This is a genomic window from Congregibacter sp. (assembly GCF_965662665.1).
Classification (GTDB): domain Bacteria; phylum Pseudomonadota; class Gammaproteobacteria; order Pseudomonadales; family Halieaceae; genus Congregibacter.
Genome location: NZ_CBFIIF010000004.1, coordinates 50431 through 70386, shown reverse-complemented (window position 1 = coordinate 70386; position 19956 = coordinate 50431). Strand labels below are relative to the sequence as shown.

General features: G+C 54.9%; 15 protein-coding genes and 1 tRNA gene. 4 read left to right on the top strand and 12 right to left on the bottom strand.

What is annotated here, in order from left to right:
* Positions 1-206: 206 nt before the first annotated feature.
* From ACTG39_RS02915 to ACTG39_RS02885, 7 genes are all read right to left on the bottom strand, one after another.
* Positions 207-297: transfer RNA gene (locus ACTG39_RS02915), tRNA-Ser, on the bottom strand.
* 52 nt (positions 298-349) lie between these two features.
* Entirely contained in the window at positions 350-1051 is a 702-nt protein-coding gene (locus ACTG39_RS02910) for a nitroreductase family protein (protein WP_439106025.1), read from the bottom strand.
* Between the two features lie 22 nt (positions 1052-1073).
* Positions 1074-1268 carry a carbon storage regulator CsrA gene (csrA, locus tag ACTG39_RS02905; protein ID WP_439106024.1) on the bottom strand — a complete coding sequence of 65 codons (195 nt, stop codon included), beginning with the start codon at positions 1266-1268 and terminating at the stop codon, positions 1074-1076.
* Positions 1269-1315: 47 nt separating this feature from the next.
* Positions 1316-2560 carry an aspartate kinase gene (locus tag ACTG39_RS02900; protein WP_439106023.1) on the bottom strand — a complete coding sequence of 415 codons (1245 nt, stop codon included), beginning with the start codon at positions 2558-2560 and terminating at the stop codon, positions 1316-1318.
* Position 2561: 1 nt separating this feature from the next.
* The gene (alaS, locus tag ACTG39_RS02895; RefSeq protein ID WP_439106022.1) at positions 2562-5165 is read right to left on the bottom strand and encodes an alanine--tRNA ligase; all 2604 of its coding nucleotides are present in this window, start codon (positions 5163-5165) and stop codon (positions 2562-2564) included.
* 232 nt (positions 5166-5397) lie between these two features.
* Positions 5398-5745 (bottom strand): histidine triad nucleotide-binding protein, encoded by a 348-nt coding sequence (locus ACTG39_RS02890; protein ID WP_439106021.1) that lies wholly within the window; start codon positions 5743-5745, stop codon positions 5398-5400.
* Between the two features lie 60 nt (positions 5746-5805).
* On the bottom strand, positions 5806-5991 hold the full coding sequence (locus ACTG39_RS02885; RefSeq protein WP_008296215.1) for a Trm112 family protein: 186 nt from the start codon (positions 5989-5991) through the stop codon (positions 5806-5808).
* Between the two features lie 141 nt (positions 5992-6132).
* On the opposite strand from ACTG39_RS02885, the gene ACTG39_RS02880 reads away from it, so the two are divergent.
* Positions 6133-6726: a hypothetical protein gene (locus tag ACTG39_RS02880; protein WP_439106020.1), complete on the top strand. Its 594-nt coding sequence runs from the start codon at positions 6133-6135 to the stop codon at positions 6724-6726.
* A gap of 42 nt (positions 6727-6768) precedes the next feature.
* Here the strand turns inward: ACTG39_RS02880 and ACTG39_RS02875 are convergent, their stop codons facing one another.
* On the bottom strand, positions 6769-7530 hold the full coding sequence (locus tag ACTG39_RS02875; RefSeq protein WP_439106019.1) for a M23 family metallopeptidase: 762 nt from the start codon (positions 7528-7530) through the stop codon (positions 6769-6771).
* A 224-nt stretch (positions 7531-7754) separates the two neighbouring features.
* Between ACTG39_RS02875 and greB the strand changes: the two genes are divergently transcribed.
* On the top strand, positions 7755-8258 hold the full coding sequence (greB, locus tag ACTG39_RS02870) for a transcription elongation factor GreB (RefSeq protein WP_439106018.1): 504 nt from the start codon (positions 7755-7757) through the stop codon (positions 8256-8258).
* A gap of 37 nt (positions 8259-8295) precedes the next feature.
* Here greB and ACTG39_RS02865 read toward each other — a convergent pair whose 3' ends face one another.
* Complete coding sequence (locus tag ACTG39_RS02865; protein ID WP_439106017.1) at positions 8296-9519, bottom strand: serine hydrolase domain-containing protein; 1224 nt, start codon at positions 9517-9519, stop codon at positions 8296-8298.
* A gap of 161 nt (positions 9520-9680) precedes the next feature.
* Between ACTG39_RS02865 and gcvP the strand changes: the two genes are divergently transcribed.
* Positions 9681-12578 (top strand): aminomethyl-transferring glycine dehydrogenase, encoded by a 2898-nt coding sequence (gene gcvP / locus ACTG39_RS02860; protein WP_439106016.1) that lies wholly within the window; start codon positions 9681-9683, stop codon positions 12576-12578.
* Between the two features lie 157 nt (positions 12579-12735).
* A complete protein-coding gene (locus ACTG39_RS02855) occupies positions 12736-15126 on the top strand; it encodes a sensor domain-containing protein (RefSeq protein ID WP_439106015.1) in 2391 nt (796 codons plus the stop codon).
* A gap of 91 nt (positions 15127-15217) precedes the next feature.
* On the opposite strand, the gene ACTG39_RS02850 is transcribed toward ACTG39_RS02855, so the two are convergent.
* Genes ACTG39_RS02850 through ACTG39_RS02840 form a run of 3 tightly spaced genes read right to left on the bottom strand, consistent with a single transcriptional unit; the run spans position 15218 to position 19954 of the window.
* Positions 15218-17740, bottom strand: a complete 2523-nt coding sequence (locus tag ACTG39_RS02850) for a TonB-dependent receptor (protein ID WP_439106014.1) — start codon at positions 17738-17740, stop codon at positions 15218-15220.
* A gap of 10 nt (positions 17741-17750) precedes the next feature.
* Entirely contained in the window at positions 17751-19358 is a 1608-nt protein-coding gene (locus tag ACTG39_RS02845) for a sigma 54-interacting transcriptional regulator (protein ID WP_439106013.1), read from the bottom strand.
* The gene (locus ACTG39_RS02840) at positions 19355-19954 is read right to left on the bottom strand and encodes an isochorismatase family protein (protein ID WP_439106012.1); all 600 of its coding nucleotides are present in this window, start codon (positions 19952-19954) and stop codon (positions 19355-19357) included. Before ACTG39_RS02840 ends, ACTG39_RS02845 begins: the two co-directional genes overlap by 4 nt.
* Positions 19955-19956: the final 2 nt, after the last annotated feature.

Genomic DNA, 19956 nt, shown 5'->3' with positions numbered 1-19956 from the left:
GGAGAAAGACGCGTTACTGAATCCTGGGATGAGGGAGGGATTGATTCAAACAGCCTAGGGGCTGTTTTCACCCCTACGGGGCGGCGTCGCAAGCGACACCGTCTAAAACGCTCCTTTGGTCGCGTTTTATCGAACCAGAGGTTTCGTCCACACCGCCTGCTCTACCAGACACAAAAAAAGGCCCCGTTGGGGCCCTTTTTTGTGTCTGGCGGAGAAGGAGGGATTCGAACCCTCGATACGCTATTAACGTATACGCCCTTAGCAGGGGCGCGCCTTCAGCCACTCGGCCACTTCTCCGTAAGGCGCGGGATGATACCACCGTCCTCTTTTGGGTCAAACCCGTTATAGCCTACTCGGGCAATTCATTTGATTCCGCAAAAAAGGACGCGATCTCCTCCAACGGTTTCTTTATCAATGCCGCGGCGGGCACTGTCGCATCAGGAGCCGGATGGCCCACCACAATCAGCATGTAGGGCCGTTCGGTGGACGGTCGATTCAAAATCTTGCTAAGGAATTTCATGGGGTTAGGCGTGTGCGTCAGGGTAGCCAGACCTGCGCTATGGAGCGCATTCAATAAAAACCCTGTGGCAATCCCCACAGACTCAGACATGTAGTAGTTTTTGCGCTTATTGCCTTCGGCATCCTTGCCCTGGCGCTCCACGAAAACAGCGATGAGCCAGGGCGCCGTTTCTAAAAAAGGCTTGAACTGATCGGTACCCAGTTTGCCAAGGTTTTTAAGCCACTCATCCCCGCCTCGTCCGCCATAAAACTCAGCTTCTTCAATCTCAGCAGCCTCGCGAATCTGCCGCTTAACGTCGGGATCACTGACGCAGGCAAAGTGCCAGGGCTGGTGGTTTGCACCACTTGGGGCTGTACCCGCGGCAAGAACGCAGGCTTGAATAATATCGACCGGTACGGGTATATCTTTGAAGCTGCGGACCGAGTGACGAGCTTGTACATGCTTTAAGTAGCCAAGAACACGCTCACGGGACTGCTCAACCGTCAGCTTCTGAACGTCAGGCAGTGGCACCGCTTGGTAGTCGTCGCTCACAGACTGGCTCAGGAGGTATACATTAGCTTTCGTCGCCGCCAGACGGCTCTGAGCCGCTATCAGCGATTTTGTCGTAAATTTCTTCTCGGTGAACCGCGAGATCTCTGGGAGCGTTCACCCCAATGCGCACGTTGCCGCCTTTTACGCTGACCACGGTGACCGTAATATCGTCCCCCAGCCTAAGGGATTCACCCTCTTTTCGTGTCAGGATTAGCATGTCTTTCGTCCTATGTTGGCGCCAGCCTTACGCGACGCTCCCACAGCTTAGGCAGCAGACTCGTCTGTGGGTTCCGCATCAAGCCCAAAGGATGAGTGCAGAGCCCGTACCGCAAGTTCCAGAAACTTCTCTTCGATAATCACTGAAATCTTAATTTCTGACGTGGTAATCATCTGAATATTAATACCCACATCGGCCAACGCCTCAAACATCTGGCTGGCGACACCGGCGTGGGAACGCATACCCACGCCCACCACCGAGATCTTGGCTATACGATTGTCAGAGAGCACCTCACGCGCGCCCAACTCCGCCGCCGTCTGCTTTAGGATCTCTTCACCCCGGGTCAGCTCGCTGCGCGAGACCGTAAAGGTAAAGTCGGTACTGTTGTCCTCAGCCACGTTCTGGACTATGACATCGACCTCGATGTTCGCCTTGCCGATAGGGCCCAGTATCTTAAAAGCGACGCCTGGCATATCGGGCACGCCAAGAATGGTGAGCTTGGCTTCGTCACGGTTAAATGCAATGCCGGCAATCGTCGGGGTTTCCATAAGGTCTTCCTCTTCCTCTAGGCTGATGAGGGTGCCCGGCCCGTCCTGAAAGCTGTGGAGAACGCGCAACGGCACGTTGTACTTGCCCGCAAACTCCACCGCCCGAATCTGTAGCACCTTAGATCCCATACTGGCCATTTCCAGCATTTCTTCGAAGGTGATTTTGTCCAAACGCTTGGCGCCGTCCACAACCCGCGGATCGGTCGTGTAGACACCGTCCACATCGGTGTAAATCTGACACTCGTCAGCCTTGAGAGCCGCTGCAAGCGCCACGGCAGTCGTGTCTGAACCACCGCGCCCTAAGGTCGTGATGTTGCCTTCCTCATCGACACCCTGAAAACCTGCCACAACCACCACGTTTCCGCTCTTTAAATCGGCGTGGAGCCGAACATCGTCAATCTCTCGAATACGTGCCTTGGTATGCGCATCGTCCGTGAGAATGCGCACCTGAGAGCCGTTATAGCTCTTGGCTGCCTTGCCCCGTTTTTGCAGTGCCATAGCGAGCAACGCGGTGGTCACCTGCTCGCCAGTGGATACCAGCACATCCATTTCCCGAGGCACGGGATGGTCCTGTATCTGCTGAGCGAGATCAATCAAGCGATTAGTTTCGCCGCTCATTGCAGACACCACGACAACAATGTCATGCCCCTCATCACGAAAGTGCGCGACCTTATCCGCGACCTGCTCGATACGCTCTACGCTGCCTACCGATGTGCCGCCAAACTTTTGAACAATCAGTGACATCTCAAGCCTTCAGGTTTTCTGCTACCCAGGACGGAACCGCTTCCAGAGCTGCCGGCAACAAAGCCGGCTCTGTACCGCCGCCTTGGGCCATATCAGGACGACCGCCGCCTTTTCCACCCAGACGCCCGGCGAACTCGCGCATTAAGTCACCCGCCCGAACGCGATCCGTAAGGTCTTTGGTGACACCGGCAACCAGCGCCACTTTTTCGTCATTCACCGCTGCGAGCAATATCACACCACTACCAATTTTGTTCTTGCATTGATCCATGATCCCCCGTAGCGAACCGGAATCTGCACCGTCAACTGCAGTGGCGAGCACCTTCACGCCATCGACCTCGATGGCAGACGCCGTGATGTCACTCCCCGCCGAGGACGCCAGCTTTTGCTTTAAGCGCGCGAGTTCCTTCTCGAGGTCGCGGTTTTGGCTGCGCAAAGCCGCGACTTTGTCACTGACGTTTTCCGTTGTGCCGCGAACCACCTCACAGACATTGGCAAGAGCATCATCAACTGTGCGCATCTCCCGCAGGGCGTGGGCACCGGTAACTGCTTCTATTCTCCGAACACCGGACGCAAGCCCTCCTTCAGAGAGGATACGCAGCATACCGATATCGCCGGTGCGCTCCACGTGAGTTCCTCCGCAAAGCTCTACCGAGAAACCATCTTCGCCCATGCTGAGTACGCGAACTTCGTCGCCATACTTTTCACCAAAGAGTGCCATGGCTCCGGCCTCGCGCGCCTCATCCATGCTCATCACCTGGGTAGTTACTTCTGCGTTGGCGCGGATTTGAGCATTCACGCTGTCTTCTACAGCACGCACTTGCTCGGCGGTCATCGCCTCGGGATTGGAAAAGTCAAAACGAAGGCGCTGGCCGTCTACCAAAGAACCCTTTTGAGCAACGTGATCACCAAGCTCATTGCGCAGAGCGGCATGCAAAAGGTGCGTTGCGGAGTGATTGAGACGCGTGTTCTGTCGAAGCTCATTATCAATCTCACCCGTGATCGCATCGCCGACAGCCACAGAGCCCTCAAGGACTTTGACGTGGTGTAAATGATGACCCTGTGCCTTTGTGGTGTCGCCGACCTCCATACGAAGATCTTCACCACGGAGGTAACCGCTGTCCCCCGCCTGGCCACCGGATTCTCCGTAAAACGGTGTTTGATCCAAAATCACAACGCCGTGATCCCCAGCACTGAGTTCGGGCACTTGCTCGCCGTCGCGCAGCAAAGCAATGACGCGTCCACTACCGATGATTTGATCGTAGCCGGTAAATGTAGTCTCTCCGTCCAGCGTCAGTGTGCTGTTGTAATCTACGGTAAAGCCGCCGCCCTCTTTTGAACGCTCTCTTTGGGCCTGCATAGCGGCTTCGTAGCCGGACATATCCAGACTGAAGTTTCGTTCCCGGGCAATATCGTTAGTCAGATCAACAGGGAACCCATAGGTGTCATAAAGCTTAAACACCACGTCGCCGGGAATAACATCCCCATCCATCGCCGCGAGGGCTTCATTAAGAATACCCATGCCCTGCTCTAAAGTCCGGGCAAACTGCTCTTCTTCGCCGCGTATGACGTCTTCAATGCGCGACTGCTGCTCTGACAGTTCGGGGTAAAAGTCTCCCATTTGAGCCACTAGGGTCGCGACCAGTTTGTAGAAAAACAGGGAGTCAGCACCCAGCTTGTTGCCATGACGAATCGCGCGACGCATGATCCGGCGCAACACGTAGGAGCGGCCTTCGTTGCCCGGTAATACGCCGTCAATAACAAGGAACGCGCTGGAACGAATATGATCTGCAATGACGCGTAAGGAGGATGCCGTGTAATCATCGGTACCCACCGCCTCAGCAGCAGATTTGATCAGCGCCTGAAACAGATCGATCTCGTAGTTGCTGTGCACACCCTGAAGGATCGCCGCGATGCGCTCCAAGCCCATGCCCGTATCTACCGAGGGCTTGGGTAAGGGAGTCATCTCGCCATCAGCACTGCGATTGAACTGCATGAATACCAGATTCCAGATCTCAATGTAGCGATCCAAATCATCATCGGGGCTGCCGGGAGGCCCGCCCGGGACGTCTTCGCCATGGTCGTAAAACACTTCCGAGCAGGGACCGCAGGGCCCCGTATCACCCATCTGCCAAAAGTTGTCTTCATCGAGTCGGGAAATACGCTCTGCTGGAAAGCCGATCTCGTCAATCCAGATTTTTTCCGCTTCGTCATCACTGATATGCACGGTGACCCAAAGGCGTTCTTTGGGTAGTCCGAGCTCAACAGTGAGAAATTGCCAGGCAAAACGGATCGCCTCGCTCTTGAAGTAGTCACCAAAACTGAAATTGCCAAGCATCTCGAAAAAAGTATGGTGGCGGGCGGTGTAACCAACGTTCTCCAAGTCATTGTGCTTCCCCCCCGCGCGCACGCAGCGCTGGGCACTGACCGCCCGGTTGTAGGGGCGAGACTCTGCTCCAAGAAATACATCCTTGAACTGATTCATACCGGCGTTGGTAAACAGCAGCGTTGGGTCATCGGCCGGCACCAATGAGCTACTAGGAACTCGCTGGTGTCCATTGGACTCAAAATAGGCGAGAAACGCCTCGCGGATTTCTCCGGTTTTCATGTCTTACTCTCTCTGCGGGCGATTTCGGCGGTCGAAATCGCGGCTAAGCGTTTTTATCAGTACGCGTTGTTGTTGCAATTGTTGTGACAATTGTTGTCGCAGCTGTTTTTGCAGCTTCTGTTGCGGCTAAAGTTGCGGCTAAAGTTGCGGCTATGGTTGCGGCTATGGTTGCGGCTCTAGTTGCAGCTCTTGTTAAAAGTACAGCTATCTTTAAGTCTGGCAGGGCGCGAACTCAGCCCACCATTTTACCCTCTGAGAGAGTGCCACCGGCAATAATGTGCAAGTGCAGGTGATGGACGGTCATTCCAGCACCTTCTCCATTGTTGATGATCAATCGAAAGGCCTCGGCAACGCCCAGCTGTCTGGCTACGTTGCCTGCAGCGAGCATTAAATGGCCGAGTAAGGATTGATCGTCACCCTGAGCGTCAGACAGTTTTTCGATCACCCTCTTGGGTATCACTAACACGTGCACCGGCGCCTGAGGATTGATGTCATTGATCGCTATACAGTGATCATCCTCGTAGATCTTCTCTGCCGGGATATCGCCGTTAATGATCATTGTGAAAATACTGTCTGCCATGCCTAGCGCCTGCCTCTTTGCTCTACCTTATTTGCGGTATCTAGCCTGCTCTACCAACTACTAACCCAGTTTCTCATCGGCCGTGAGCTGACGAGCTTCCTCTTCCAGCATCACCGGTATGCCATCCCTTACCGGGTATGCTAATCCGCTGGCCTTGCAAAACAGCTCCTCGCTGGCCTCGTGATATTCAAGGGGTGCCTTGCTCACGGGGCATACGAGGATGCTCAAAAGCTTCTTATCGAGCACGGTGGGTCATCCTTCTAAGGAAATTTGCGATTATACGGTTTTTTCGCGCGCTGCAGGTGCCTCTGACACCGTTTGTCTTGTGTTTCTGGTCACCATGGAGGAGAATTTCGCGCCCTAATTAACCCCACAAGAGTCAAAGTCATGTCATTGAATAATGTTCTTTCCAGCTTTTTCCTGGCGGCGAGCCTTGCGGCAGCGCCTTTCGCTGGCGCAGCGCATCACGAAGAGCCCATGGCAGATCACGCCGAGCGTGCTATGGCTATCGAAGTCGATGCTGAAGTTATTGCTGTAGATGCTGAAACCCGAGAAATGGTTCTTCAGCTTCCTACCGGCGAGCAGCTAACGACCAAAGTTGACCCCCAGGTAGAGCGTCTCTCCGAAGTCGTACCCGGTGACTTTTTGGTTGTTACCTATCTAGCAGCATTGGCTGCTGAGCTTCGTGAGCCGACAGAAGAAGAGATGGCGAACCCCTGGGTTGAAGGTGCTGATGCCGGCGTGGCAGGCGACGACCAAGCACCCGGCGGCGCTATGGTGTCAGCGGTACGAGCTGTATGCACCATCGAAGGCATGAACCGCCTTCTGGGAACCGTGACCATCATGGACTCTCGCGGCAAGGCTCACGTGATTGGTGATGTTAGCGCCGAGCGAATTGAGCAGCTCAGCATTGGCCAGTCCGTAGTTATTACCTTTACTCAAGCGCTGGCTGTTGGGATCGAAAAAGCAGCAGCGATGTAAATTGGCCTCGCTCCCCGCCGATCTATCGGTGCGGGAGCGACCTTACTCCTGAGTAGATTTTTCAGGCGCAGGCGCAGCTTTAGGCATGGGTGGTACGAGTCTTTGCGGATCTACCCGCCGATCTCTCCAACTCATACGCCAGTCCAAGTGGGGCCCTGTCGCCCTTCCCGTTGCACCCACTGCACCGATTAGATCGCCTATTGCCAGCTCATCGCCTACTTTTGCCGAAACCTCACTCATGTGCAGGAAGGATGATGACAGACCGTAGCCATGATCAAGGATGACGGTACCCCCTGAGTAAAACAAATCCGGCTCGGCCAGGGTGACCCGGCCTGCGGCTGGCGCATAAATTGGCGTTCCCGTGGGAACGGCGACGTCCACGCCATAGTGCGGGCTTCCTGGCTTACCGTTGTAAAAACGCTGACTGCCGTATACACCCGAAATCCGCCCCTGCACCGGCCAAACAAAGCCACCATCAATCTGCATAAGCCAATCGGGACGTTCGATGACTTGTGCCTTTGCGGCGGCTACTAATTGGCGCTCACGACGAATACGCTCCAGCTGCTCTTTGGGTGGCGTTACGGTCCTCTGGGGAACCCCCTCCACGCGCGAAATCCGATATTCACGCTGGGCCACAGATACCGGGTACTCGCAGTCGGCACCAACCCGCAGGAGACTGTTCGCCGGCGCATCTCTATGGAAGGCTGCTACCACGTAGCCATTGGGCGTCACCGTTAACTGCTGATCGTCCAGCTGTACCGAGGTGCCCGGTGCAACTTTTGCCCAGATCAAGCCGCCCTCCACGGGGTCTCCTTGCACATCGACGCATTGAGCCCCGGCAGACGACATAAAAGACGCAGCAAAAGCGCCTGCAAAACATGCTTGGAAAAAGTAATGTGATCTCATACAGCGAGTGTAATGTGCCTCTGGTGTATGCAGCAATAAGCCCTGGGAATTTGTGTACGTTGATCCCCACAAGCCGACGGTAAATGCATTCCAAAGAACAGCTGGCAGGCTAGAATACTGCTATGGGACGCTACAGAGCACCACGCCCACGAGGGACACCACTGATCACCGCTGCAGGTGAAGCTCGGCTGCGTGCGGAACTTGACGATTTATGGCGCAAGGAGCGTCCCGTGGTAGCACTGGCTGTGCAGGATGCGGCCAAGAACGGAGATCGCTCAGAGAACGGTGACTATATCTATGGGAAGAAACGCCTTCGAGAGATTGATGGCCGGGTACGGTTTATCAGCAAGCGACTCGAAGTCCTTCAGGTTGTGCGAGAACCCCCGACCGACAAGGAACGGATATTTTTTGGAGCGACTGTAGAAGTCGAAGATCAGCATGGTACCCAGCAAAGTTTTACCATCCTCGGGCCCGATGAGTTTGAATCTTCTCGAGGCGAAGTCTCTATCGATGCGCCCATAGCCCGTGCGCTTTTGGGGAAAAGCATCGGCGACTGTGTAAATCTGGAGAGCCCGGGGGGTCTACGGGAGTTGGAGGTACTGGCAGTCGCTTATCGCCACAGTTGAGTAGCTATCCCAGGCGAGTACTACTACTTGAGCATCACTAATCGAGAGCCGCATACACGAGCGCTTCCAATTGCCCCCTAAAATTAAAGGTGCTCGAGGGTATCAGCTGCGTCATGAACACCACCGCAAGATCCTCAACAGGATCAACCCAAAACAGCGTGCTCGCCATACCTCCCCAGTAAAAACTCCCTTGCGTTGCCGGGTAGCCGTTAACGACGGGATCGATCTTGGACGCGAAGCCCAAGCCAAAGCCGACGCCTTCATGGGCGGTTTCGGTAAAGCCGGCCATGGCGACGCTCGCCAGATCTGCTTCTCCAGGCAGGTGATTTGCCGTCATAAATTCAAGCGTCTTGCGGCTAATGATCCGCTGCCCGTTCAACGCTCCCCTACCGAGGAGCATCTGACAGAAGCGTAAATAGTCGGCAGCGGTAGATACCAATCCGCCACCACCGGAATAAAAACTGCGACCCATATATTGCGATGACTGAGCATCATCCTGAAGAACCAAACGTTTCTGCCCATCTCTTGTGTAACAGGACGCAAAGCGCTGCAATTGGTCATCCCTTGGACTAAAGGAGGTATCGCACATCCCTAAAGGATCAAAAAAAGTCGATTGCAAATAGTCCGCAAGACTCTGGCCGCTGATCCGTTCGACGAGATAACCCACCACGTCGGTAGCCACCGAGTAGTTCCAGCGATCGCCGGGCGAGAATTCCAGAGGCAGCGTAGCCAGCTGCTCAATCATATCCTGGAGCGTGTAACCCTTGACGGGTCTGGCTACGTTAAGTTGTCGGTACGCCCTATCGATCTCCGTAGACTGCATAAAGTCGTAAGTAAGGCCTGACTGGTGCGTCAACAAGTCGCGAATCCGCATTGGACGCTCGGGAGCTCGGATTTGGAAATCAGGATAGCTTCCGCCCTCTCGCACCTGGAGGTCTTTCCACTGCGGAATAAATCGGTGAACCGGATCATTAAGAGAAAACAAGCCGCGCTCCCACAGCGACATGAGCGCGATGGATACGATGGGCTTGGTCATGGAATAGATTCGAAAGACCGTATCGTCAGTCATTGGGAGCTCTCGCTCGCGATCACGCTGACCAGCAACATGCACATACGCTAACTGATCGCCACGCAAAACCACGGTGAGGCAGCCGGCGATTTTGCCTGGCTCCACATAGCTACGCTCCAGATGCTCGCCGATACGTTTGAGCCGACCCTCGGACATCGCTGCGGCGGAGGGATCAACGTGCGTAAAATCCATCGTTCTTGGCTCCAAGTCGTGATTTTCGAAAACGCGCCAGTGTAATAGAGGCGGTGATTAAGGTATACAAAACCGCCACGCCAATTGCTGCTCCCACGGCCAAACTGCTAAAATGGCGCGCTTTCCGACGGGCTTTAGCCCTCGCATTTTGGAACGCTACCATGAGCATGGATCGCCTCACGACACTCGAAGGTCACGACGAGTTTCTCGCCCGACACATAGGCCCCAGCGCCGCACAACAGAGCGAAATGGCCCTAGCGGCGGGATACGATAGCGTTGAGTCTCTCATCGACGCCACCGTCCCCTCAAACATCCGCCTGAGCAATCCCATGGCCTTAGACGGCCCTCAACGGGAAGTCGATGTGATCGCCCGCTTAAAGGCCATGGCAGAGCAAAACCGCATCTGCAAAAACTTTATTGGCATGGGCTACTACGGTACCCACACACCTGTGGTCATCCAAAGAAACGTGCTGGAGAACCCGGGGTGGTATACCGCGTATACCCCCTACCAGGCAGAGATATCCCAAGGACGCCTCGAAGCCTTGCTCAGCTACCAACAGGTCATTATGGATCTGACCGGTATGGAGCTCGCCAACGCATCCATGCTGGACGAGGCGAGTGCCGCAGCAGAGGCAATGACGCTGACCCAACGGGTCAACAAAAAGAACAAGAGCATGCGCTTCATTGTCGATAGCGACTGCCACCCGCAAACCCTGGCAGTCCTCAAAACTCGAGCCGAACCAATGGACATCGAGATTGTGCATGGCAATGCCGCGCAATTGCTGCAACAAGGGGATGCCTTCGGCGTATTCATTCAGTATCCGGGCAGCAGCGGCAACGTTTCCGACCCCAGCGCACTCATAGAAACAGCCCACGCACAAAACACTTTGGTCGTGGTTGCCAGCGACCTGCTAGCGCTTTTGCTGCTTAAGTCCCCGGGAGAGCTCGGTGCCGATGTGGTTGTCGGCAATAGCCAGCGCTTTGGTGTCCCCATGGGCTACGGCGGACCTCACGCTGCTTTCTTTGCCACGCGAGATGCTTACAAACGCTCAACCCCCGGACGCATTATTGGCGTCTCCGTCGATCGCGATGGCCGCCCCGCCCTGCGGATGGCAATGCAAACCCGGGAACAACACATTCGCCGGGAGAAGGCCACAAGCAACATTTGTACAGCGCAAGCCTTACTCGCGGTTATGGCGGCTTTTTATGCGATGTATCACGGCCCAGCGGGATTGCGTCAAATCGCCGAGCGCGTGCAGCTGCTAACCGGCGCACTGGCTTTGGCACTGCGCTCATCGGGCGTAAAGGTTCTTAACTCACACTTCGTAGACACCCTGACGATCGCAAGCGACGATCAACGAGAAAGCATATTGGCTCGCGCAGAGGCCAAGGGCGTTAACCTGCGCTGCGACAGCACCGAAACACTGGGGGTTTCGCTGGATGAAACAACCACGCGCGCGGACCTTGCACTACTCATAGAGGTAATCACCGGCGAATCTGTAAGCGTCGACAATCTCGACTTCGAAAGCGGCATTCCCCAAGAATTGTATCGCGACGTCGACTACCTGCAGCATCCGCTCTTTAACGAATATCATTCTGAGACCGAAATGCTGCGCTATATGCGGCGTCTCGAAAGCAAAGACATCGCTCTTAATCGCTCCATGATTGCGCTGGGCAGTTGCACCATGAAGCTCAATGCCACCACCGAAATGCTGCCGGTCACCTGGGAAGGCTTCGGTGCAATTCATCCTTTTGCACCCATCGACCAGGCAGCGGGTTATGCAGAACTCCTGACGGATCTTGAGCGCATGCTCACAGAATGCACAGGCTACGACGCTGTATCGCTGCAGCCCAATGCCGGGTCCCAGGGAGAGTACGCCGGCTTGTTAGTGATAAAGCGCTACCACGAAAGCCGAGGGGACAGGGACCGCAACATTTGCCTTATCCCATCGTCTGCCCACGGGACCAACCCTGCAAGCGCGGTGCTGGCGGGAATGCGCGTTGTGATTGTTGAGTGCGACGCCCAGGGCAATGTGGACATCGCGGATCTTCGTGCAAAGGCCGAGCAACACAGCGAGCAGTTGGCGGCGATTATGGTGACTTACCCCTCAACTCACGGAGTTTTTGAGGAGGATATCGTTGAAATCTGTGAGATCGTGCATGAGCACGGTGGCCAGGTGTATGTCGATGGCGCCAATCTCAACGCTTTGGTCGGCCTGGCAGCTCCCGGCAAGTTCGGCGCAGACGTCTCTCACCTCAACCTGCACAAAACCTTTTGCATACCCCACGGCGGCGGTGGACCCGGCATGGGACCCATCGGCGTCGGCGCGCACCTGCAACCATTCCTGCCGTCAAACCCCGTTGTACCCGTACCGGGACTGTCACCAGATAATGACGTTGTATCAGCAACTCCCTATGGCAGCGCATCAATCTTGCCGATTTCCTGGGCATATATTGCACTCATGGGTGCCCGTGGACTGACAGAGGCCAGCAAAGTTGCCATCGTGTCTGCGAACTACATTGCCCATCGACTGCGCGATCACTACGGCGTGCTTTACACCGGTAGAAGCGGCACCGTGGCTCACGAGTGCATTATCGATATTCGCCCGATCAAAGAGGCCAGCGGAATTGGCGAGGAAGACATCGCCAAGCGACTCATGGACTTTGGCTTCCATGCGCCCACGATGTCTTTCCCTGTCGCCGGCACTCTGATGATCGAACCCACGGAATCCGAATCTCTCGCAGAGATCGATCGCTTCTGCGATGCGCTTATCACCATTCGTGAAGAAATACGTGAAGTAGAGAGTGGACGCTGGTCGCTGGAAGACAACCCACTGGTTAACGCACCACACACGCTGCGTGATCTCACCGGAGAGGAATGGAGCCATGCCTACAGTCGCAAGCAAGCCGCGTTTGCTATGGATTCTCTCCAGCAAGACAAGTACTGGCCACCGGTAAGCCGTATCGACAACGTCTACGGCGACCGAAATCTGTTTTGTGCCTGCCCTTCTATCGACAGCTTTCGTGAAAGCACCGAGAACGAGCCCAGCTTAGGATAAGAACGTTGCAAGCCACACGGATGGGTTGCGCGGCGTACAGTAGCAAACTAGGAGCGGTGAGGTTGCGCGACCGATAACAATGGCGCTCAGCCAAAAAGGTATCTAGACTTGCTAATGTGACTCCTGGGGAGGCGGTAGCTGTAGTGAGCGAGACACAGTGAGCGAGACACCCCTCTTGCCGCAAAGCAATGCAGTGTTTCTGGCGGCGGGCATTGGCACCTGGCGCTGGAGCGCAGCGAGCGGGGAATTTCAGTTGTCCGATGACGGCATTGAAATGCTGCAAGTGCGTGATGACGAGCTCCCCCTAAGCACAGACACCATCCTCGGCCAGATCCTCGACGAAGATGTCGATGACTTCCAAGCAGCCATGGCCCAACTCATGGCAGAGCCCGGTCTCATCAAAGTGGATTTTCGTGCCCTGCTGGATGACGGAGAAACACGCTGGTATCGCGCGGTTGGTCAAAGCTACGAATCCGATGATGGCCGCGTCACTCACGCTTCGGGCGTGCTTGTTGATGTCACCGGTCAGCACAATGCTGAGCAGTACTTCGACACGTTCTTTCAGCAGCCTAACGGCATGCATCTGGTCGCTAGCATTGACGGCGTTATTGCACTGGCGAACAGTGCCTGGCAACTCGCTTTGGGCTACACCGCTTCAGAACTCATCGGGCGAAACTTTCTTGATCTTGTGCACGAGGAGGACCAGGAAAGTACCGTTGCCGAAATGGTCAACCTGTCAAAGGGTCTGAAAACCCTGTACTTCGAAAATCGTTATCGGCACAAAGATGGCAGTTATCGAGTCATTGCCTGGTCTGCTGCCACCGCAGACCGAGAGTCAGTTATCTGCGCAGTAGGCAGAGACATTTCCGAGGAGCACGCAGCCCGCCGTGAATTGCTGCAGGCTGCGGCAGTGTTCAACAAAAGCGGCGAAGGAATCCTTATCTCTGATGCAGACGGACGCATCCGCGATGTGAATGCCGCTTTTTCACGCATAACCGGTTATAGCCGTGAAGAAGCTATCGGCGAATCTACAAACTTACTGCGATCTGGTCGTCATGACGCCGATTTCTACCAGGAAATGTGGCGCTCACTACAAAAAAATGGGGTATGGCGAGGGGAGATATGGAACCGGAGAAAGTCCGGGACGGTGTTCCCCGAGCTACTTACGATCAGCAAGATTGACGGTCAAGATGGCGGCTTCATGGCGATCTTCACTGACATCAGCCAACTTAAAGAGACCGAAGCCCAGCTCCAAAAACTCGCGCACTACGACCCTCTCACCAACCTACCCAACCGCTTTCTTATTAATGAGCGGCTCGAGCAGGGTATCCGACGAGCTCAGCGTCGTTCGGATCATCTCGCCATTTTCTTTCTGGATATCGACGGCTTCAAAAACATCAACGATAGTCTCGGACACCTCACCGGAGACAGGCTACTGAGTATCACCGCAGATCGCTTGAAAGATGTGCTTCGCGAAGATGACAGCGTGGGTCGAATCGGTGGCGACGAGTTTCTCATAATTCTTGATGACATCGCATCACCCAACGATGCCACCAACATCGCCGAGAAGATCATTGGCGCTTTGCGTAAACCCATTACCCTGGAAGGCCGCAGCATTTCGGTAAGTGCGAGCATTGGTATCAGTATGTTTCCGGAGGACGGCCAAACCGCCGAAACACTGATGAGCAATGCCGATGCGGCGATGTACAACGCCAAAGATCAAGGGCGGGACACCTTCCGGTTTTACTCGGAGCATCTTACGCGACAGGCATTCCAGAATGTCCTCATTGACTCTGCCCTTCACGAGGCCATGGCAAGGAATGAACTACGTTTGGCGTTTCAACCGCAGGTGATTAACGACAGCCAAACACTGCTCGGGCTAGAGGTTCTACTGCGATGGCATCACCCGACGCTGGGTACAGTACCCCCCGCGCAGTTTATTCCTCAGGCCGAACGCACCGGGCTGATCCGCAACATTGGTCACTGGGTACTCGAACAAGCCTGTATCCAAGGTAGCCAATGGATCGCTGAAGGATTGGAATTCGGTCATCTTGCGGTAAATGTATCTGCGCCCCAGTTCCGAGCCGAAGACTTCGTAGGCCAGGTAAAACGCGTTCTCGAGGACACCCAGTTCCCTCCAGAAAAACTTGAGCTGGAGCTCACGGAGAGTGTTTTAGTGCAGGACACAGACGCACTCATCAAAAGTATGCGCGAACTCAGAGACTTAGGCGTTATGTTCGCTATCGACGATTTTGGTACCGGCTACTCGTCTCTGTCCTATCTTAAGCGCATGCCCATAGATCGTCTCAAGCTCGATAAGTCCTTTGTGGACAACATTGTCAGTGATGAAAGCGATCGCATCATTGCCGGGGCAGTACTCGCGCTGGGAGACGCGCTGGGTCTACCAGTCATCGCGGAGGGCATAGAGCAGGACTCGCAGGCGCAGGTGTTAAAGGAGTTGGGCTGCACTCATTTTCAGGGATTTTTGTATGGCATGCCGATGTATGCGCCGCGCGCAGAAGTACTGCTACGTGCGCACAAGGCTTGAGCCAGCCACGAGAAGCCTACAAGATCTACCTACACAAAATGTCCGTGTATAAAAAAGGCGCCCGAAGGCGCCTTTTCAAGGTCTAGAGGTTTTAAAAGCTGTAACGGAAGTCCACACCGTAGCTTTGCAGCGCCGAAGGATGCAAAAAGCTTCCGCCGAACTCAGGCGTCGGAATCACTTCCTGCAGATACTCCTCGTCGGTGATGTTGCGACCCCAGGCGGTTATCGCCCAGTTCTCACCCTCGAGCCCTACCCGCAAGTCCACGGTGCTAAACGCGTCGCGAGATGACTTGGAAAAGTTCTGATTGAACCCAGGACCGAAGAAGGCGTTCCAGATGGTCGGAGTTTCCTCACCCTGTAGTGTGTGGAACCACATCTCGCCGGTGTACTGCCAATCCAATCGGCTCACCAACTGCATGCTGCCACCCACAGGGAAGCTTAGCTCCGCACCGAGATTACCGGTTGTCTCTGGCGCTTGAGGTACATCATTGCCTTCAGAGAGAGGACGGTGATTGTTCTTCTCAATCTCCGAATCCATTAAGCCAATCCCGCCATAAACTGTCAGATACTCAGTCGCGACAAAGGTAAAGTCCGCTTCAACACCCTGAATATAGAGTTCATCAATGGTTGTTACAGTACGCAAGATGCCGAAAGGCCCCGCGTAGAACTCAAAGAACTGGTTGTCTTCAACATCCGTGCGAAAAGCAGCGGCATTTAAGCGCAAACGTCGATCCATCAGTTCGGACTTAAAGCCCACTTCAAAGGCCGTGGATATTTCCTTGTCATAGTCGTCGGTTACCTGGAGCTGCGCATCGACGGCTTCACCCGGGCCACCAAAGCCTGAGTTAAACCAGAAATTCAGCAGATCCTCGGTACCAATCGCATTGAAGCCACCGCTTCTAAATCCCAGACCGTAACTTGCATAGACATTCACCGCATCAGTCATCGCCCAGTTCCAGGTCGCCTTGGGCTGAAGCTGGCTGAAATCTCGCGCACGATCAGGAATGCCATTGGGGTTGCTTCCAAAAGCAGGGTTGATGGGCAACGGTGCGCCTGTCGCCGGATCCAACAGGTTGTTGTTGAGACCCGAGCTCAAAACGTTAGGCACTTTGTTGCTGACTTCCCGCTCTTCACGGTCATAGCGCAGAGCAAAGGCAAGCTCCATGGTGTCCGAGAGATCAAACTCCAACTGACCATAGATTGCATACACTTCGGTGTTGAACTCATCCCAGAAAAGCAGGTCTGTGGGGTTCGGCCCGGTTGGATCCACGTAGGGCTGCTTTAGAAAGCCCTGCCCCTGATCGGCGCCGTAGGCCACCAGCGACTCACGTTCGATGTCGGCATAGTAAACACCTGCAATCCAACGAATAGCATCGTCCTCAGGGCCTACCAGACGAGCATCAATACTGATGTCTTCCTGATTTCGCTCCTGGTATTGATAGCCGTCACAGGTCAGAGGATTGTAAGGACCATAAACTCCCTGAGAGTCTGCGCCCGGGGGCAGAACACCAAAGGGATTGAAGGGCTCGCCGAACAGATCAGGCCGCGTAAAGCTGTTTAACTCGCCACGCCCTGCCTGACAGGATGGTGTCAGCTCATAACCATAGAAAGTCGCGGCGGTACCATCAGACAGCAAAGACTCGGATAAGTCACTGTAAGCAACGTTCGCTACCAAATCCGCGAAGTCCAAAGCCCAATCAAGCTTGATAGCGAAGTCCGTGGTGGTCTGCTCATTCTCGCCGGGCGTGTTGAAGATGAAGCGGAAATCCACGTCATTAACGTCCTGGTTGTAGTTAGGCGCACCAAAGGCATCAACAAATGCGGGAATAGCAAATCCGGCATTAAAGTTGATGGCGCCCGCTGTCACATCGGAGTAGCCTCCGCGAAAATCCATAGTCAGATTGTCCGTAACGTTCCACTTGAGGCGGCCACGAACACTGGTGTCTTCTAGATAATCGACGACGTCATCCTGGTTGGTGAAAATGTTCTCGTAAAAGCCGTCCGTCTCACTGGTGCTAACCGCAATACGACCCAGCAACTTATCCTTTACGATAGGTCCGCTGAACATAGCGTTAGCGCGGAGCGTACCGACATTGCCGACGGTGCCTCCAACGCGACCTTCAAATTCGTTCGTCGGCTCTTTAGTGGTAACCAGAATCGCACCGGCCACAGCGTTACGACCATAGAGTGCCCCCTGAGGACCTTTCAGCACTTCTATCTGCTGAACATCGAAGAGTTCTTCGTTGAAGCTGTTCGGGTTGGTGCTTAAAACACCATCGACGACATAGGCAAAAGTCGATTCCGCATCCCGGGTAGAAATAATGCCGCGAATACTCAGCTGCGTATCACCGACGTTCGCAGAGTCTACCAAGGTGACATTGGGTATGAGTCCCACGTAGTCACCGGCGCGCTGAATCCCTGCACGTTGAATCGTATCTTCATCGATAGCAGAAATCGCGATGGGGACTTCCTGAAGGTTCTCAGAACGCTTTCGCGCCGTCACCACCACTTCTTCGATGGCAAGGTTGTTCCCCTGAGCCATCACCCATTGCGTCGCCGGCAACAACAATGTTGCTGCAAGCGCCTGCACTAGCGGTTTTTTCATACTTTGCATTACCGTTCTCCTACCCTCGTGAGTATTGTTTGCTTTTTTTATTGCCAGCCCCGTCGGCGCCGAAATCCTGATTCAAGTCCATTTCCTTGAGGCGTCGCCACAAGGTGGTCGGACTAATACCTAACGCCTTACTTACCGCAGCCTTATCGCCACCTAGCCGCTGCATGGCTTCCGCTATGGCGCGGCCTTCTTGTTCCTTTAGGAGTCCTGCGGGCACGCCCGTCGAAGCTTGAGCCACCCGCAGTTCGGGGAGCAGTTCTTCAAGGCTCAGCTCGTCAATCGCAACACCGTGAGCGGCGTTCACCGCGATACGCTCGGCAAAGTTCTGTAGCTCCCTAACATTCCCCGGCCATCGGTACTGCATGAACGGTTTCAGTAAGTTTTCCATTAACGCCGACACATCCATGTCGACGTCGTAATGCTGGCCATACTCCGCCAGGTAGTGTTTGGTAATCGCTGCCACGTCTTCAGGTCGCTCACGAAGCGGTGGAAGGCGTAAGGTAAATACGTTGAGGCGGTAATAAAGATCATCTCGAAATGCACCGGCATCAACCGCCCCCTGCAGATCGGCGTTGGTAGCGGCTATTACCTTGAAATCCAGGAGTAACTCCCGGGTGCTGCCTACGGGACGCACGCTTCGCTCCTGAAGCACGCGAAGAAGCTTTACCTGCTGCGATAGAGGCATTTCGCCGATTTCATCGAGATACAGAACGCCGCCGTTAGCCTGCTCCACAAGCCCTACGCGACCACCTCGCCGTGAACTGGTGAACGCGCCGTCGACGTAACCAAACAACTCGCTTTCAAACAGTTCGTTGGGAATGCTTCCACAGTTGATGGCGACGAGCGCACCATCTCGATAGTCGGAGGCCTGATGTATCTCGCGGGCTATGTGCTCCTTTCCTGTTCCGCTCTCCCCCTGTAGCAGTACCGCGGCACTCCCTCGCGCATAGGTTCTCGCCAGTTCCGCTACGCGGGACATCTGCGGGGAATCAATAACAAAACGACCAGGGGCTTGTTGTGACTCAAGCTCCGCTGAACGCACCCGCGCCTGGCGCAAAGCTTCGTCAAGCATCGCTCGAGCAGACTCCCGGCTATACAGCAAGACTGCGGGCAAGCCTCGACGAGTCGCGAGTTCGCAAATGTAACTGGGTCCGACTACGACATCGGCGCTACCGGCAGCCGCCATAGCCAGAAGCTTTTCTGCTGCCTCATCGGTCGTTGCATAACTTTCGTGGCGCAGGCCATCGCCACCGAGCAAGGCCGGTAATGCGGTAAAGAGCCTGCCCTCGGATTCTGGCTGCGCCGCGTAGGTAAAAACATGCACCCGATCACCTATGCGTCGAGCCCGGGCCACTGCATCTACGATGTCAGTGTCGGTAACAGGCTGGGCAATAACAGGAAGCTTTAACGAATGTTGTAAAAACGCTGCATTGGAACCCGCGCTCGCGACCACGTCCGGCTTATGCTCTTTAACAAGCGCGTGATAGTCCACGCTACCAGAGGCCACGGACTCCACAATGATGATCTCTGCTTCATCCTTATAATCCGGGAGTACAGAGTTAATGAGTTCGCTAAACTTGCGATAGCCAATGAGTAAGATGCGCGCGCGGCTGCTCATGAAGCGACCCCAATCGCATCGCGCACGTCATTCACTGATACGACTTCAGCATACTTCGCATGCATGTCGTGCAAGTTTGCGTCATGAGCTTCTTCGTTGCGATCACCTACTGCTTCTTCAGCGACCCAAACTACGTAGTCATGTTGCAGTCCATCCACCACCGATGCTCTTACGCAGCCGCTCGTGGTTAAACCAACCACCACCAAAGAGTCCACTGCCTGACCTTTCAGCCACGCCTGAAGACCCGTCGCAAAAAACGCACTGGCATAGTGCTTCGCAAAAACCGGCTCTGAAGCCCGAGGGCTAAGCCGGTCGTCTATCTCTACCGCCGCGCTGCCCGCAGAGAGAGCATTCAATGCGGGAAGCCGTCTGCGAAATACGGCCGCCTGTGATTCGTTTGAATACTCCACTGTGGTAAAGCAGACCGGTAAATCACGACTGCGAAACACTGTCTGCAAATCAGCGCAGGCCGCAACAACCGCATCGCTTTCTGACCCGAGAGGACTCTTGGGATCAGTAAACGCGTTGATCATATCGATCAGCAACAAAGCTGGACGGGCTCCGAGTGCTTGCGATTGACGGGCGAGATCAGCCATGA

Bases quoted from the DNA above. Each gene is read 5' to 3' on its own strand.
- csrA (WP_439106024.1), bottom strand. From the start codon at position 1,268: ATGCTAATCCTGACACGAAAAGAGGGTGAATCCCTTAGGCTGGGGGAC.
- ACTG39_RS02900 (WP_439106023.1), bottom strand. From the start codon at position 2,560: ATGTCACTGATTGTTCAAAAGTTTGGCGGCACATCGGTAGGCAGCGTA.
- alaS (WP_439106022.1), bottom strand. From the start codon at position 5,165: ATGAAAACCGGAGAAATCCGCGAGGCGTTTCTCGCCTATTTTGAGTCC.
- ACTG39_RS02890 (WP_439106021.1), bottom strand. From the start codon at position 5,745: ATGGCAGACAGTATTTTCACAATGATCATTAACGGCGATATCCCGGCA.
- ACTG39_RS02880 (WP_439106020.1), top strand. From the start codon at position 6,133: ATGTCATTGAATAATGTTCTTTCCAGCTTTTTCCTGGCGGCGAGCCTT.
- greB (WP_439106018.1), top strand. From the start codon at position 7,755: ATGGGACGCTACAGAGCACCACGCCCACGAGGGACACCACTGATCACC.
- ACTG39_RS02865 (WP_439106017.1), bottom strand. From the start codon at position 9,519: ATGGATTTTACGCACGTTGATCCCTCCGCCGCAGCGATGTCCGAGGGT.
- gcvP (WP_439106016.1), top strand. From the start codon at position 9,681: ATGAGCATGGATCGCCTCACGACACTCGAAGGTCACGACGAGTTTCTC.
- ACTG39_RS02850 (WP_439106014.1), bottom strand. From the start codon at position 17,740: ATGCAAAGTATGAAAAAACCGCTAGTGCAGGCGCTTGCAGCAACATTG.
- ACTG39_RS02845 (WP_439106013.1), bottom strand. From the start codon at position 19,358: ATGAGCAGCCGCGCGCGCATCTTACTCATTGGCTATCGCAAGTTTAGC.
- ACTG39_RS02840 (WP_439106012.1), bottom strand. From the start codon at position 19,954: ATGGCTGATCTCGCCCGTCAATCGCAAGCACTCGGAGCCCGTCCAGCT.